The 15,938-nt window shown below is 39.6% G+C and carries 16 protein-coding genes; 9 read left to right on the plus strand and 7 right to left on the minus strand.

Annotated elements, in window-relative coordinates:
- Positions 1-43: 43 nt before the first annotated feature.
- Both clpP and dnaG read right to left on the minus strand, forming a co-directional pair.
- Positions 44-727 (minus strand): ATP-dependent Clp endopeptidase proteolytic subunit ClpP, encoded by a 684-nt coding sequence (clpP, locus tag KTV93_RS01500; RefSeq protein WP_218249567.1) that lies wholly within the window; start codon positions 725-727, stop codon positions 44-46.
- Positions 728-757: 30 nt separating this feature from the next.
- Positions 758-2,734: a DNA primase gene (gene dnaG / locus KTV93_RS01505; protein WP_218249568.1), complete on the minus strand. Its 1,977-nt coding sequence runs from the start codon at positions 2,732-2,734 to the stop codon at positions 758-760.
- 112 nt (positions 2,735-2,846) lie between these two features.
- On the opposite strand from dnaG, the gene KTV93_RS01510 reads away from it, so the two are divergent.
- The 5 genes from KTV93_RS01510 (at position 2,847) to KTV93_RS01530 (ending at position 6,801) form a co-directional block, all read left to right on the plus strand.
- On the plus strand, positions 2,847-3,842 hold the full coding sequence (locus tag KTV93_RS01510) for an isoaspartyl peptidase/L-asparaginase family protein (protein ID WP_218249569.1): 996 nt from the start codon (positions 2,847-2,849) through the stop codon (positions 3,840-3,842).
- 13 nt (positions 3,843-3,855) lie between these two features.
- Positions 3,856-4,263 carry a tRNA (adenosine(37)-N6)-threonylcarbamoyltransferase complex ATPase subunit type 1 TsaE gene (gene tsaE / locus KTV93_RS01515; RefSeq protein WP_218249570.1) on the plus strand — a complete coding sequence of 136 codons (408 nt, stop codon included), beginning with the start codon at positions 3,856-3,858 and terminating at the stop codon, positions 4,261-4,263.
- A gap of 95 nt (positions 4,264-4,358) precedes the next feature.
- Positions 4,359-5,552, plus strand: coding sequence for an alanine dehydrogenase (locus tag KTV93_RS01520; RefSeq protein WP_218249571.1), 1,194 nt, complete (start codon positions 4,359-4,361; stop codon positions 5,550-5,552).
- Positions 5,553-5,924 carry a hypothetical protein gene (locus tag KTV93_RS01525; RefSeq protein WP_218249572.1) on the plus strand — a complete coding sequence of 124 codons (372 nt, stop codon included), beginning with the start codon at positions 5,553-5,555 and terminating at the stop codon, positions 5,922-5,924. It begins immediately after the preceding gene.
- Between the two features lie 31 nt (positions 5,925-5,955).
- Complete coding sequence (locus tag KTV93_RS01530) at positions 5,956-6,801, plus strand: prephenate dehydrogenase (RefSeq protein ID WP_218249573.1); 846 nt, start codon at positions 5,956-5,958, stop codon at positions 6,799-6,801.
- Between the two features lie 11 nt (positions 6,802-6,812).
- Here the strand turns inward: KTV93_RS01530 and KTV93_RS01535 are convergent, their stop codons facing one another.
- The gene (locus KTV93_RS01535) at positions 6,813-8,231 is read right to left on the minus strand and encodes an L-serine ammonia-lyase (RefSeq protein ID WP_218249574.1); all 1,419 of its coding nucleotides are present in this window, start codon (positions 8,229-8,231) and stop codon (positions 6,813-6,815) included.
- Positions 8,232-8,404: 173 nt separating this feature from the next.
- Here KTV93_RS01535 and KTV93_RS01540 point away from each other — a divergent pair, with 173 nt between their 5' ends.
- The 4 genes from KTV93_RS01540 to KTV93_RS01555 all read left to right on the plus strand — a co-directional run bounded on the left by KTV93_RS01540 (position 8,405) and on the right by KTV93_RS01555 (position 12,675).
- A complete protein-coding gene (locus tag KTV93_RS01540; RefSeq protein WP_218249575.1) occupies positions 8,405-9,184 on the plus strand; it encodes an MlaE family ABC transporter permease in 780 nt (259 codons plus the stop codon).
- 1 nt (position 9,185) lies between these two features.
- Positions 9,186-9,935 carry an ABC transporter ATP-binding protein gene (locus KTV93_RS01545; RefSeq protein ID WP_218249576.1) on the plus strand — a complete coding sequence of 250 codons (750 nt, stop codon included), beginning with the start codon at positions 9,186-9,188 and terminating at the stop codon, positions 9,933-9,935.
- 9 nt (positions 9,936-9,944) lie between these two features.
- Positions 9,945-10,946, plus strand: coding sequence for an MlaD family protein (locus KTV93_RS01550; protein ID WP_218249577.1), 1,002 nt, complete (start codon positions 9,945-9,947; stop codon positions 10,944-10,946).
- A gap of 64 nt (positions 10,947-11,010) precedes the next feature.
- Positions 11,011-12,675 carry an ABC1 kinase family protein gene (locus KTV93_RS01555; protein WP_218249578.1) on the plus strand — a complete coding sequence of 555 codons (1,665 nt, stop codon included), beginning with the start codon at positions 11,011-11,013 and terminating at the stop codon, positions 12,673-12,675.
- A 1-nt stretch (position 12,676) separates the two neighbouring features.
- On the opposite strand, the gene KTV93_RS01560 is transcribed toward KTV93_RS01555, so the two are convergent.
- The 4 genes from KTV93_RS01560 to KTV93_RS01575 form a co-directional block, all read right to left on the minus strand.
- The gene (locus tag KTV93_RS01560; RefSeq protein WP_218249579.1) at positions 12,677-13,318 is read right to left on the minus strand and encodes an alpha/beta hydrolase; all 642 of its coding nucleotides are present in this window, start codon (positions 13,316-13,318) and stop codon (positions 12,677-12,679) included.
- A 60-nt stretch (positions 13,319-13,378) separates the two neighbouring features.
- Positions 13,379-13,945 carry a YceI family protein gene (locus KTV93_RS01565; RefSeq protein WP_218249580.1) on the minus strand — a complete coding sequence of 189 codons (567 nt, stop codon included), beginning with the start codon at positions 13,943-13,945 and terminating at the stop codon, positions 13,379-13,381.
- Between the two features lie 168 nt (positions 13,946-14,113).
- The gene (locus KTV93_RS01570; protein WP_218249581.1) at positions 14,114-15,163 is read right to left on the minus strand and encodes a glucokinase; all 1,050 of its coding nucleotides are present in this window, start codon (positions 15,161-15,163) and stop codon (positions 14,114-14,116) included.
- A 108-nt stretch (positions 15,164-15,271) separates the two neighbouring features.
- Positions 15,272-15,835 (minus strand): hypothetical protein, encoded by a 564-nt coding sequence (locus KTV93_RS01575; RefSeq protein ID WP_218249582.1) that lies wholly within the window; start codon positions 15,833-15,835, stop codon positions 15,272-15,274.
- Positions 15,836-15,938 lie beyond the last annotated feature (103 nt).

Genomic DNA, 15,938 nt, shown 5'->3' on the forward strand with positions numbered 1-15,938 from the left:
AAGAACGCAAATTGCGTTCTTTTTTTATTCCTTATTCCTTAATTTACTTATCTAATTTTCTTTCCAGAACTTCATCTACCATTCCGTATTCTTTTGCTTCAGATGAAGTCATCCAGTAATCACGGTCTGACGCTTTTTCAACCCATTCGTAGGTTTGCCCGGAGTGGTTTGCGATAATATCGTAAAGCTCTTTTTTAAGCTTCAGCATTTCTCTCAGATTAATTTCCATATCGGAAGCTACACCCTGTGCACCGCCTGAAGGCTGGTGAATCATCACTCTGGAGTGTTTCAGGGCCGAACGCTTTCCTTTCTCACCAGCTACCAATAATACTGCGCCCATAGAAGCCGCCATACCGGTACAGATGGTAGAAACATCAGGCTTAATGATCTGCATCGTATCATAAATTCCCAATCCTGCATAAACACTTCCACCCGGAGAGTTGATGTAAATCTGGATATCTTTGGAAGCATCAGAACTTTCTAAAAATAAAAGCTGCGCTGTTACGATATTGGCTACCTGATCGTCGATTCCTGTTCCCAAAAAGATAATGCGGTCCATCATCAAACGCGAAAAAACGTCCATTTGAGCAACGTTCAAACGTCTCTCCTCCATAATATAAGGGGTAAGATTCGTTGGTCCGTATATGCTCATATACTGGTCTGTTGCCAATCCGCTGTTACCTAAATGTTTTACAGAGAAATCCCTGAAATCTTTTTTTATGTCCATATTACTATTTTTATTTTCTGCTTTTCTAAATTACAATTTCTGTTCCCTAAAAAAAATATGCCCTTTTGTCACTAATCGGTTCAGCGTTTGGTTAATTTGGTCCAAAAGCGATTTTAAAGTCTGTATTTTCTTTATGGTTTCATAATATTCAGTCTCACTGCCGTTTCTCTGTTCATTCAAAAGGTTCCGGTACTGATAGATTATTTTCTCAATGAAATGACCTTTATGAATCAAAATATCATCTTCAATCTGGGCAGCGATTTTATCTCCCAATTTTGGCGGGAAAATATTGCTTTTCTCCCAGTTGCTTAACTGATACGGCTCCAGAATAGCGTCCGAAACCTTCATTACGATATTTTGGTCCATTAAAGTTAAGAAAAAATCGCCCTTAATGATTTTATTATTTGCGATTCCGCTCTTTAATTCCTCAATAATCGTCTTATTAACTTTTGACTGTATTTCGTAATCATCTTCCTCCAAATGGTTTAAAATTTCTTCTAAAACTGAAATCTGATACGGCTGGTTCTCGGAATTTACCTTATTCAAAATATGATCGCCGAAATTAAGAACATGGCTCACCAGTTTTTCTTCCAGTTCTAAAAGAGGATCAAGGCTTTCAACCGCTTCCGGAACTTTTTCGAGTTTTACCGGCGCGGGAGTTTCCTGTCTTTGCTGCGGCGAAATATGTTGTTTCTGAACCTGCTTCTGAACGTTAAGTTCATTAAAAAGCGACTGCTCCGAAATTCCGAATTTGGCAGAAACTTCCTTTAGGTAAACTTCCTGCTTCAGCGCGTTCTGCACAAAAGCAACAGATTTTACAATATCACGGATCGATTCTGCTTTTTTAATCGGATCATTTCCGGCTTCTTTCAGTAAAATTTCAGCTTTGAAATCGATAAAATCTTTCGCTTCATTCTTAATGAAATTTTCCACATATTCCTGCGGATGTTTCCTCGAAAACGAATCTGGGTCATCACCATCCGGAAAAAGCAAAACACGGATGTTCATTGCTTCCGAAAGCAGCATGTCGATACTTCTGAAACTCGCCTTAATTCCCGCAGAATCACCGTCAAAAAGAATCGTTACGTTTTCCGTAAGACGCTTGATGAGTTTGATTTGTTCTACGGTCAAGGCAGTTCCAGAACTGGAAACAACATTTTCAATTCCTGCCTGATGAAGCGCGATTACGTCCATATAACCTTCTACAAGAAGGCAGAGATTATTTTTAGAAATCGCCTGTTTGCCTTGGCTTAAACCGTAAAGAACATTTGATTTATGGTAAATCTCTGTTTCCGGCGAATTGAGATATTTCGCGGTTTTAATATTGTTCCGAAGGATTCTGCCACCAAAACCTAAAACTCTCCCGGAAAAACTATGAATGGGGAAAATAACCCGTTCGCGGAAACGGTCTACACCTGTCGGCGTGTTTTCCGGAAAAATAGACAGTCCGGATTTCTCTAAAATTTCTTTGGAATAGCCTTTATCTAGAGCAAACCTTGTAAAAGTATCTTTCTGCTCCGGCGAATAACCTAACTGAAATTTCCTGATGATATCATCGCGAAGTTCACGCTCCTTGAAATACGAATATCCCACTGTTTTTCCCTCTTCTGTTTCAAAAAGCTGGTGCTGGAAAAAATCATTCGCGATTTCATGAATTTTATAAAGAATCTCTTTATCCGTTTGCGACTGCTTTTCGTCCTCGGAAAGCTCGCGGCGGTCTTCTTCAATTTCGATTCCGTACTTTTTGGCAGCGTGGCGAAGCGCTTCAGGATAAGTAAAATTTTCAATTTCCATGAGGAAAGAAATCGCTGTACCCCCTTTTCCACTGGAAAAATCTTTCCAGATTTGCTTACTCGGTGATACGATAAAGCTGGGCGACTTTTCTTCATGAAAAGGACTCAGACCTTTGAAATTGGATCCTGCTCTTTTCAGCTGTACGTATTCGCCAATAATTTCTTCCACCCGAATTGTGGAAAATATTTTATCGATAGTCGCTTTAGAAATCATTCGGTAAAAATAGGAAATTACTGGTTGAAATCTTAAAATACCTCCAAACTTTTAGGCACTCGCTTCACCTGTGACTTCAAATTTTCAGTATTTTTGATGAAATTTTTAATTCATGCAAAAACTCTGTATTGTTCTGCTGATCTTTATTAACACATTCTTTTCAGCCCAAAAAAAATACGTCCTTGTACTTCATGGAGGCGCAGGAACCATTACCCGGGAAAACATGACCGCCGAAAAAGAGAAAGCGTATCGCGCAAAACTTACCGAAGCGCTGAAAGCTGGCTATGCAGAAATCATGAAAGGGAAATCGTCAGTTGACGCGGTGGCTGCAGCGATAATTATTATGGAAGATTCTCCCCTCTTCAACGCGGGCAAGGGCGCTGTATTTACTTCTGACGGAAAAAATGAACTCGATGCTGCTATCATGTTTGGAAAAGATAAATCAGCCGGAGCAGTTGCTGCTATTCACACGGTTAAGAACCCGATAAAAGCAGCGATTGCTGTAATGCAGAACAGTGAGCATGTAATGATGATCGGTGAAGGCGCAGAAATTTTCGCTAAGGGACAGGGTTTAGAAATTGTAAATCCCGACTATTTCTGGACCAAAGACCGCTGGGATGGTTTACAGAAACTGAAAGCAAAAGAAAACAATAAAAAAACTACACAAAACCATTTTCCGGAAGCTTACGAAGTCGATCAGAAATTCGGAACGGTCGGTGCGGTTGCTTTAGATAAAGACGGTAATATCGCGGCAGGCACTTCCACTGGTGGAATGACCAATAAAAAATTCGGCAGAATCGGCGATGCACCCATTATCGGCGCAGGCACCTATGCCAACGCTCAGGTTGGAATATCAGCCACCGGCTGGGGTGAGTTTTTCATCCGTACTACCGCTGCCAGAACTCTCGCAGCTAAAATGGAATATCAAAATAAAGATATAAAATCTGCGTCGGGGGAAGTTATCGCTGAAATTGAAAAAATAGGCGGCGACGGAGGCTTGATCGCACTGGATAGAGACGGAAATATTGCCATGCCTTTCAACACAGCCGGCATGTACCGCGGCGCAGTAACCGAAAACGGACAGGTTGAAATCGAAATCTACAAATAGAATCAAAAAAATAATGGAATTCAAAATCAGTAAAATTGAAGACTGGCAAAAAGTAGTAGAGGAAATTCTGCCTCAGCTTCACCACAATATTCTTCTTTTAAAAGGAAATCTTGGCGCCGGCAAAACTACTTTCACTAAATTCCTGTTGAAAAACATGGGCAGCAGCGACGAAGTTTCTTCGCCCACCTACGCGATTGTGAACGAATATCATTTACCGAAAGGCAATATTTTCCATTTCGATCTCTACCGCATGAAAAACATTGTTGAAGTATATGACATCGGAATTGAGGAATATCTGGACAACGCTTTGCTGTGCATTATTGAATGGCCCGAAATTTACGAAGACGAACTTGCAGATCTGCCTCACCACGAAATAAAAATAACTGTGAATGATGAAGAAAGGGCTGTAGTTTTCAGATAAATTTTAATTCTGATAATCATTAAATCATTGTATCTTTGTGGCTTTATTTATCGACTATCAATAACTTACCCCTTGCATTAGCAAGATCATAAATAATGAGCAGTACAAATATTTTCACTCCTTTTTCTGAGCAGGAATTAATGCCGCAGGAAGAAAAACTGGAAGTAATAAAAAAAGGAAAACAGTTTGCGATCGGAGTACCGAAAGAGACCTGTCTCAATGAGCGCAGAACATGCCTAACTCCCGATGCAGTACAGGTTTTGGTTGAACACGGCCACCATATCGTCGTGGAATCCGGTGCCGGTGAAGGATCTTTCTTTACAGATCTGCAATATTCCGAAGCCGGCGCACAAATTACCCAGAATGCTCAGGAAGCTTTTCAGCAGGACCTCGTTCTTAAGATTAACCCGCCAACTACCGAGGAAATTGAGTTTTTAAAGCCCTGCACTTATTTAATTTCCGCACTGCAGATTAATTTGCGGGATCAGGAATATTTTAAAAAACTTGCCGAGAAGAAAATTAACGCTATTGCATTCGAATTCATTGTTGATGAATACAAGCAGCTTTCACTTGTGCGTCTTATTGGTGAAATTGCAGGTAATATTTCTATTCTTTACGCTGCAGAACTTCTTGCGCTTTCGAACGGTTTAATGCTGGGCGGGATTACCGGAGTTCGGCCGACCGAAGTAGTAATCCTCGGCGCAGGAATCGTAGGTGAATTTGCTACCAAAGCAGCTTTAGGACTGGGTGCAAGTGTAAAAGTTTTCGATAATTCACTTTCAAAACTCCGAAGACTTCACATGATGGTTGACGGTAGAGTTCCAACTTCAATCATCGATCCTAAGGAACTTTCAAAAAGCTTAAAGAGAGCCGACGTAGTAATCGGAGCACTTTCAAAAATAAGCCTCTGCCCGATCGTTACAGAAGAAATGGTTTCTAAAATGAAAAAAGGGAGCGTAATTATCGACGTAACCATCGACAACGGAAAAGTGATCGAGACATCTGAACTTACTGATATGGAAAATCCCTATATCATTAAACATGGTGTGATACACTGCGGTTTACCGAATTTAACATCGAAAATGCCGAGAACTACCACCAAAGCCGTTTCTAATTTCTTTTTGAGTTATCTTCTGAATTATGATGAAGAAGGCGGTTTCGACAATATGCTGATCCGCAAAAATGAAATGAAACAGTCGCTTTATATGTACAAAGGTCGTCATACCAAAAAACTGATTTGCGACCGTTTCGACTTAACCTATCATGACATCAATCTTCTAATTTTTTAAATGAGAAAATTAAAATTTTTCCTTATCGGTCTTATCCCGGGATTATTACTCGTATTTTTTATTCTGAACAAAAAAGGTGCAAGCTGCAGTGGTTATTTGCCGAATTCGCGGGTAATCGCCGAAACTCTTTCCAAAGAAATGGTTTACAGTCCTGCGTTTGCGGCTTCCATGAAGGAAAATAATATTGACGAAAAGTTTCTGAAAGACAGCATTATCACAAAAAGCAAGGTAGATTTCGAGAGAAGTCAGGCACAGAAACAGCCATGTCCTTCCTACGTGCTTGTTTATCCGGAGAAGAATCCGAGGTTCGAAATAAGTTATGAAAAATGTAAGGAGGAGAATACTTTCCATAGCTTAAAGAAGCTCAGGTAGATTACTTTAAGTTCTAAATTACATTTTTAAGATGAAAATTTCCATTATCGGTGTCGGATTAATCGGTGGCTCAATGGCCCTTAAACTGAAAGCAAAAGGTTTTGTCTCTCATGTTTTTGGCGTGGACCAAAATGAAAGCCACCTTCTTGAAGCTAAAAAACTGGGGATTATTGATGAGATTGCTTCACTCGAGTATGCAGTAAAAAATTCAGATTTGGTTATTGTTGCAATTCCCGTTGACGCTGCAAGAAAAGTTCTTCCCGAAGTTTTGGATCTCATTAATCCACAGCAAACGGTAATGGATGCAGGTTCCACGAAATCAGGCATTGTAAATTCGGTAAAAAACCATCCGAACAGAAACCGTTTTGTAGCATTTCACCCGATGTGGGGAACCGAAAATTCAGGACCTCAAAATGCTTTGTCGGAAAGCTTTTCCGGCCGTGCTGCGGTAATATGTGACAGCGAACATTCCGCAGAAAATGCGCTGAAGACGGTGGAAAGTGTTGCTGAAAATCTCGAAATGCATTTAATCTATATGAATGCCGACGATCATGATCTTCATACAGCTTATATTTCGCATATCTCACATATCACTTCATATGCACTCGCCAATACGGTTTTAGAGAAAGAACGTGAAGAAGACACCATTTTTCAGCTGGCCAGTACAGGTTTTTCGAGTACGGTTCGTTTGGCAAAATCGCATCCGGAAATGTGGGTTCCGATCTTCAAACAGAATAAAGAAAACGTGCTGGATGTACTGAATGAGCATATTTCCCAGCTTAGAAAATTCAAATCAGCGCTGGAAAAAGAAAATTACGAACTTCTGGAAGATCTCATTAGAAACGCCAATAAAATCCGTGGAATTTTAGATAAATAATTGATCTGAAATTAACACTCTGCCACGTTCACCGCAATCGCCAAGCCACCTTCAGACGTTTCTTTGAACCTGTCGCTCATGCTTTGAGCCGTATCCCACATCGACTGAATGACCTGATCAAGTGAAACCTTTGCTTTTGCAGGATCTGATTCTATCGCAATATTTGCAGCGGTAATCGCCTTAATAGCCCCCATGGAATTTCTTTCAATACAAGGAATCTGAACCAGTCCGGCAATCGGATCACACGTCATACCCAAGTGGTGTTCCATAGCGATTTCTGCCGCCATAAGCACTTGTCCAGGACTTCCCCCCATAATTTCCGTGAGTCCTGCCGCCGCCATTGCTGACGAAACGCCAACTTCTGCCTGGCAACCGCCCATTGCTGCGGAAATGGTTGCATTTTTTTTGAATAATGTCCCTATTTCACCTGCAACCAAAAGAAAACGAATAATATCTTCATCATTACGATGTTCGGTGAAAGCCTGCGAATACATCAAAACTGCCGGAATTACGCCGCTTGCACCATTAGTTGGTGCTGTGATGATCCGTCCGAAACTTGCGTTTTCTTCGTTCACCGCCAAAGCAAAGCACGAAACCCATTTGTTGATATTGGTAAAAGTTTCTTCCGCATCCACAACAAGGTTAAACCATTCGTCCATATTGCTGTAGGTTTTTTCGCCAAGAAGTTTTCGGTTTAAACCCGCAGCGCGGCGCGTCACATTTAATCCCCCCGGCAAAATACCATCTTTAGTCACACCTTTATAGATACACTCTTTAATCTGCTGCCAAATGTAGAGCGCTTCCTGCTCGGTCTCTTCTTTGGGGCGCCAGGATTCTTCGTTCAGGAAAATTAGATCTGAAATCTTTTCCAGATTAAGTTTCTGAATATTTTTAATGAGATCATCACCGTTATGACAGGGATAAAGGGTTCTTATGCACTGATTTTCGTACGAGTTCTCTTCCTGAGTTGCAATAAATCCGCCTCCAATAGAATAATAGTCCTGAGTAATGGTTTCACCATTTTCAAAAACAGCTTTAAATATCATCCCGTTGGGATGAAAATCCAGAGATCGCTGTTTATTGAGAATTAAATTGTGTCCATAAACAAACGGAATTACTTTTTCCCCGCCCAGATTAATCTGGCTGGAAGATTTAATGGTTTCAATTTTGGAATCGATTAAGGGAGTATCGATGAGTTTAAAGTTTTCTCCTGAAAGGCCCAGCATTCCGGCAATATCGGTACCGTGGCCAATTCCGGTTTTAGCCAGCGATCCAAAAAACTCAACAAAAACTTCTTTAACATCGGAAATCTGATGGGTCCTGCGAATTAAATTTAAAAAACTCTCTGCCGCATTCCATGGGCCCATGGTATGAGAACTTGAGGGACCGATACCGACTTTAATGATTTCAAAAACACTTATTGACTGCATAATACTGCAAAAATAACCTTTTATTGGTTACCAAAATCACTAAAAAAACATACTGAAGCAAAAATCTCTTAAGCAACATAATTCATGTGGAATTTCAGCGGATTTTCATAAAATAATGAGTAAATTCGATAAGGTAAATTACGGTCTGAATAACATTTTTTTTTCCTTCGGACATGCTTCTTTTCAATCACATACTAAAACCTTTAAAATCATTTCTTGTAGAAATAGGTGAACTGAGTTATTTTGCAGGTCGGTTTTTCAGGGAAGTATTAAAGAAACCGTACGAATTTCCGGAATTTCTGAAACAGTGTTTTTATATCGGGAACCGTTCGCTGTTTCTGGTAACGGTAACAGGACTCATTATCGGTTTGGTCTTCACACTTCAGACTCGGCCAACTCTGGCGGAATTCGGTGCTGTATCAATGATTCCGGCGATGGTGAGTATTTCAATTATCCGCGAAATCGGCCCAATTATTACCGGACTGATCTGTGCAGGGAAAATCGGATCAGGTATAGGCGCCGAAATTGGGTCCATGCGGGTTACAGAGCAGATTGATGCCATGGAAGTTTCCGGCACAAATCCTTTTAAATATCTTGTAGTCACGCGAATTCTGGCGACCACTATGATGCTTCCGATTCTTGTCATTTACAGCGATTTTATTGCCATTCTGGGATCTTATTTGGTTGAAAACACCAAAGGAGAGGTATCCTTTACCCTATATTTCAATCAGGTTTTTAATCACCTGGAATTCACCGACTTGATTCCCGCCACCCTCAAAAGTTTCTTCTTCGGTTTTGCAATAGGTCTTGTGGGATGTTTTAAAGGTTATTTCTGTCAGAAAGGAACCGAAGGTGTGGGAATCGCAGCCAATTCGGCCGTTGTTTATTCTTCAATGTTTCTTTTCCTTATCGACTTTATTGCGGTGCTGATCACCAATATTTTTATAACATAAAATGAGAACTGAAGGGCCAATAAAAGTATTAATTAACATCCAGAATCTTAAAAAAAGATTTGGTGACAATCTCGTGCTCGATGATTTTAATCTCACACTGAATGAAGGTGAAAACCTCGTGATTATGGGAAAATCCGGGTCCGGAAAATCGGTAATGATTAAATGCCTGATCGGTCTGGAAATTCCAGACAGTGGATCAATTGAAATTATGGGTCAGGAGATCAACCGCTTGAGCCGCGAAGATTTTGACGAACTTCGTACTGAAATCGGCTTTTTGTTTCAGGGAAGCGCTTTATATGATTCCATGTCAGTAAGAGAAAATCTGGAATTCCCCTTGCGCAGGCACACTAAGAAGTTCGGTAAATTGACTGATGCTACTCCACTCGTGATGCACGCATTGGAAAATGTAGGCCTTGCGGATGCCGTAGATTTAATGCCGAATGAACTTTCCGGCGGAATGAAACGCAGGATTGCTTTGGCCAGAACATTAATTCTTCAGCCCAAAATTATTATTTATGATGAACCGACAACGGGTTTGGATCCGATTACCGCGAAAGAAATCATTATCCTGATGAAATCCATTCAGGAAAAATATAACACTTCATCGATCATTATCACGCATGATGTAGATTGTGCAAGGGTAATTTCGAACAGGATGATTTTATTGATCGATGGAAAAAATTACGCTGAAGGAACTTTTCACGAACTTTCTGCCTCGCATGATCCGAAGGTAAAGGCGTTTTTTAAATAATTTCAAAAGATGGAAAAATCAGCATCACAAAAATTAAGACTCGGCATATTTGTCTTTATAGGCTTTCTTATTTTCACGGTTACCGTTTACTATATCGGAAGCAAGCAGCAGCTTTTTGGCAAAACAGAAATATTGAAAGCCAATTTCAACAATGTAAACGGTCTGCAACCTGGGAATTCAGTGCGGTTTTCAGGGATTAATGCAGGTTCCGTGAAAAAAATTGAAATCATCAGTGATACATTGATCAGCGTGGAAATGAACATTGACTCGGAAGTGTTCAGATTCATTAAAAAAGATGCACAGGCAAGTATCGGCAGCGATGGATTGGTTGGTAATATGGTTGTGAATATTCTTCCCGGAACCGGAAAAATGCCGTCAGTAAAAGATGGTGATTTAATCCAAAGTGAGAAAAAGGCAAGTGCTGAAGATTTATTGAAGACACTGAGTAAAACCAACGAAAATGCCCAGGCGATTACCAGAAACTTTCTTGAAATATCAGAAAAAATTAATGCAGGGAATGGAACTTTGGGAATGCTCCTGAACGACCAAAACGCCGGAAATGATTTAAAAAACAGCCTTGGTGACCTGCGTGCGAGCATCGCCTATCTAAAATATTCAAGCAAAGGAACTACCTACACGATTAATCAACTCAACCAAATTATTTCCGGACTCGACAGAAAAGAAAATATGATAGGAATTCTGAAAGACAGCGCTGTTGCAAACAAAATAAAAAAAGTAATTGTAAATCTTGATCATTCATCGGTAAACATCAACCGGACCGTTGATAACCTGAACGCTACAATCAATAATGCAAAAAATGGCAAAGGAGCCATCAATTATCTATCAAATGATACAGTTTTGGTGAATAATATAGATTCTACCATGAACAACATCAATAAAGCAAGCTACAACCTTAATCAGAATCTGGAAGCTCTGAAGCATAATATCTTTTTCAGAGGTTATTTTAAAAAACTGGAAAATCAGAAAAAGCTTCAGACAGAACAGAAATAAACTGATTAGCGGGATTTTTCCGGTTATGCATGGTTTTTGTAAAGATATTTTTAAAGATTAAACTATGGCGACACTCCCTGAAAAATTCAGTAATTACACAAAATTTATTTCTTTCATATTAAAATACTGGAACAGCGATGTTTTTAAAGCGGCAGCAGGCAATGCATTGAACAATGAAAATATCCATGATTCCGAACACGATTACGATAATCCACAGGAACTCGCGGAAGATCTTAAAAACATGGGTCCAACCTATGTAAAACTGGGCCAGCTACTCTCTACGAGGCCGGACCTGATTCCGGAATCTTATTTAAAAGCGCTGGAATCACTGCAGGATAATGTAGACGTAATTCCATATTCCGAAGTTCAAAAAATAGTGGAAAAAGAAATTGGCCAAAGAATTTCCAAAGCATTCGACAGTTTCGACACAGAACCGCTTGCCAGCGCGTCTATCGGGCAGGTTCATCTAGCTGTATTGCGCTCCGGAAAAAAAGTAGCGGTGAAGATTCAGCGGCCGGGCGTACGCACTAATTTTATTGAGGATCTCGACACCCTTAAAGAACTGACTGATGCTGCCGTAAAACACAGTAAAACAGCAAAAAAATATGCAGTAAACGATATTTTAGATGAACTTAGATACATCCTCCTGCAGGAACTGGATTATGTAAAAGAGGCTGAAAATTTGGTCGCCCTTGGTAAGAATATGGTGAAATATACTCGTATTGTAGTTCCACAACCGATAGAAGGATATTCTACCTCGAAAATCCTGACGATGGATTATATCGACGGACAGAAAATTACAACAATTTCTTCCGTTTCGAGGATCGAAACCAATTACAAACCCTTGGTTGATGAACTGGTTGCCGCATATCTCAGACAGATTATTATTGATGGATTTGCCCATGCAGACCCACATCCGGGGAATGTTCACCTTACTAAAGATCACAAAATTGCGCTCATGGATTTGGGAATGGTCGCGAAATTCGGTCCGGATCTGCGTGAAAATATTCTGAAATTATTAATCGCCATCAGCAAATTCAATGGGGAAGAAACAGCGAATGTTCTTCTCAAAATGAGCGAATACGACAAAAATGCGGATTTGGCTGATTTCAGAAAACAAATCAACCGCCTTGTACTGGATTCTCAGCATAAAACCGCGAAAGATATGCAGACAGGAAGGTTGCTCATCCAGATGAATAAAATCGCAGCGGAAAAAGCAATTAAACTTCCTGTGGAACTTAATATTCTGGGCAAGATTCTGATGAATATGGATCAGATTGTCGCTGTTCTTACGCCTGATTACGATTTGCAGCGCGCGATTGAAAGGAATGTGGAGAAAATGATGCAGAAAAAAATGCTGGAAGAGTTAAAGCCAAAAAATTTCTTTTCAGAAGCACTTGAAGCTAAAAAACTGACAGAAAAACTTCCAGAAAGACTTAATATTATTACAGAAAGACTTGCGAATAACGAATTTGAAATCAAAATCGATGCGATCGATGAACAGCGGCTTACCGACGGTTTTCAGAAAGTAGCCAACAGGATTTCAATAGGACTTATTATTGCGGCGCTTATCATCGGAGCGGCATTGCTGATGAGAATTCCCTCAACTTTTGTAATTTGGGGTTACCCAGCGTTGGCAATGATTCTGTTCTGCGCTGCTGCGGTTATCGGACTTTGGCTGGTGCTGAAAATGATGTTGAAAGACGAAGATTTAAAACTCAGAAAATAGCTCAGACAAAAATCTTGCTCAAAAGTTCAGAAACTTCGCGGGGTTTTGTTGCGGGAAACAAGTGTGTTCCGTTTTCAATGATATAATTAGGTTTTGAATATTTGATAGGGAAAACAATGTCTTTATCTGCCAGGATCTGGATGACTTTCGGGTTTTCTTTAAACTTCCACTCAGCGATTTTCTCGATGCTCCATTTCAGGTAATACGGATCGCGTACCGTGAAATAATCCATCAGTTTCGGATTTTTAGGATCAAAAAACTTTCTGATAAAAGAATATGCCAATGCCGACTTCTCGGTGAAGATATTTTCAGGCAGGTATTTCGGAATTCTAGTGATTTCGCCTACTTTAATGAAGCGTGATTTCTCGCGGTCGGATTTTATACTTCCTAAAATGACGATCTTTTCAGCAGGTTTAATTTTATCGATTTCCTGCACCATAATTCCACCAAAAGAATAGCCGAGTAAATAAAAAGGTTCTGAATCATCAATTTTTTCAGCCATTCTTTCTACATAATGGTGAAAAGTTTCGCCTCTTTCCGGCAGCAGCCAATCGATAAACACAACTTGAAGATTTTGGGGGAATTTCAGTTTTTCAAGCACTTTAAAATCTGCACCCAGACCGCTGATCACATAAAGTTTCATACTGTAAAAATAAAAAAAAGAGCAGTGAAAACCGCTCTTTAACATTAATATTTTTGCTACTTATTTTGCTGTTACTTTTACAAGCATATCGATATCATCTTTTACCAGAACGTCTTTCATTGCTGCTTTGTACGCAACATCAAATTTCTGTCTGTCGAAAGAAAACTTGTCCGATACCAAGCTTACAACCCCTTTACTGTGCAAAATTTTGGCCGGGAAGGAAACTGCATTCGTCTTTCCTTTTACGGTAAGATTTCCGTTTACGATATAATTAAATATTTTGTCGTTGTTTTTCTTTAGAGAAGTGATGGTATAGGTAGCTGTAGGAAATTTATCAACTTCGAAGAAATCTCCGTTTTTCAGGTGATTGTTTAATTTCGTCTGTGATTCTCCGGATAGATCAGTGGCGTTAATCGTAGTCATATCCAAAACAAAAGTTCCGCCTACCACATTGTTTCCTTTCATCATCAGATTTCCGGATTTTACATCTACGGTTCCATCATGAGATGATGCCTGAGTTTTTGCTATTTTGTAACCCCACCAGTGAACATCTGATGCTACCACTTTTTTCGACTGCCCGAAAGCTAAACCTCCGGCTAAAACTGCAAATAATGCTAATTTCTTCATTGTAATATTTTTAATCGTGGCAAAACTAAACTTTGAATTTCAAAAAACCCAAATATTTATATAAAAAAAATACTTTTTAAGCAATTTATAAAGTAAATAGTCACCTTTCAAGTATAATAAGTACAAAAAACTCCGGCGCTAACCGGAGTTCAGTATAGAATTACTTTTTTATTCTTCGTAAAATGCGGCGTAAAGTGCAGCACCATTAATAATAGTTTTCTGATCTTTTACGAGGTAGATCGGGATATCTTTTAGTACAACTTCCATTTTATCACTTACGATAAAGTTCTTGTAAAATTTATCGTTATTAAGGAATTTCTGAAGCATCACCGGAATATCTCCCGTTAAGAATAATCCACCCGTAGCTTTCAGTTTCAGAACCAAACTGTTTGCCTCGCGTGCAAGAAAAATGATAAAGGTATCAATGGTCATGTTGCAGATTCTGTCGCGCTTTTCAAGGGCTCCGTTGATGATGGCTTCGGTAAAGTTACCGGCTTCGATTTCTTTAGTAAGCCATTCCGGCTGTTTCTGCTGTTTTACATCTCTTAAAAATCTGTAGATATTGAACAGTCCTGAGGTTGAAAGTACTGACTCCCACGTTACGATTCCATAAATTTTTTGCAGAAACTGGTAAAATTCTACTTCATCACTTGTACGCGGCGAGAATTCGCAATGCCCACCTTCGGTTGCGAATGGTCTGAGACACTCCCCATCCCAAAACAATCCTGCCTCTCCTAAGCCTGCCCCAGGTGCCAAAACGGCAACATTCCCTGGAACGAAATCATCTGAGTTATGAATGGTAAGGAAACAGCTTTCATCATCATTTCCCAAGCCATAAGCAGATGCTTCTAAATCATTGATGAGATAAACTTTATTGACATTAGTTTGTCTTTTAATTTCCTCAGCATCCAGTTTCCAGGGAAGCCTTTGCGGCTCACTTTTCCCTGCGATCACAGGTCCCGGAACAGCTACAGCGATTTTTGCTATACTGGAAAGAGAATGATCCGCAATGAATCGGTTTGCCATGTCGGAAAAAGAGGCAAAATCTTTGGTTGTATAAGTTGCTTCTTTCTGGATATTGACCTTATTATGCTCAGTATTGTATAAGGCAAAATACGTCATTTCCCGGCGGATATCAGCTGCAATTAAGGAAATACCTCCGTTTCCGTCAGCATGCAAAGCGGGCAAATATAATTTGAATTTATTTTTAGAGTCCATCTTTTTAATGTATCAACCAAAGATAATAATTGTTTTTAGAAAACCTGAAAAAAAACCTTCTTAAAAGAAAATTTAAGAAGGTTTTATCCTCAGAATTGAGTCAGTTTATTATTTACCCAAAGGAATATTATAACCAACACCTACACCGATTGCACCGGCGTTATATTTTTGATCACCAATTTCTCCTTTGTCACCTGTAAAGGTTTTTTGGTATTGAAGAGCGAAGTTCCAGTCTCTGTTGTGGTACCCGATTTCCGGCTTAATGTAGAAACCACCGTCTGGTCTGTCAACTGTACTGTTTGCGGCAACTTTGTCATCACCTACTATGAAACCGTAACCTAGATCAGTTCCCAGGTAAAAACCTGTCTGTTTTGGATACACTCTGATTAAAGCTGCTACAGGTACTACACCGAAATCATTATTATCGATTGCTCCGTTTTCCTTACCAAAAAAATGGCTGTATCCCGTCGCAATACCTAAACCAAATCCCGGAGTTACCAAATTTTGATAAGATAAATCTAAACCTAAAGTTCCACCGGCATTTTCAGCAGGAACAGCAATACCGCCATTAACTCCAACTTTAAGCATGTTTCTCATATCTGCACTTTGTGCACTCACTAAACCTGCTGTCATTAATCCTAATGCAAGGATTGTTTTCTTCATTGATTTCATAATTTTAAATTTTAATTTTACATGGAATCTACTTGTCAAAATCGTGCCAAAACCGGTTGACAGTAGTGATCCAGCCTGTATAATCTCAGGTATTATTGTGAAA

It is taken from the genome of Kaistella faecalis, from assembly GCF_019195395.1.
Taxonomy (GTDB): Bacteria; Bacteroidota; Bacteroidia; order Flavobacteriales; family Weeksellaceae; genus Kaistella; species Kaistella faecalis.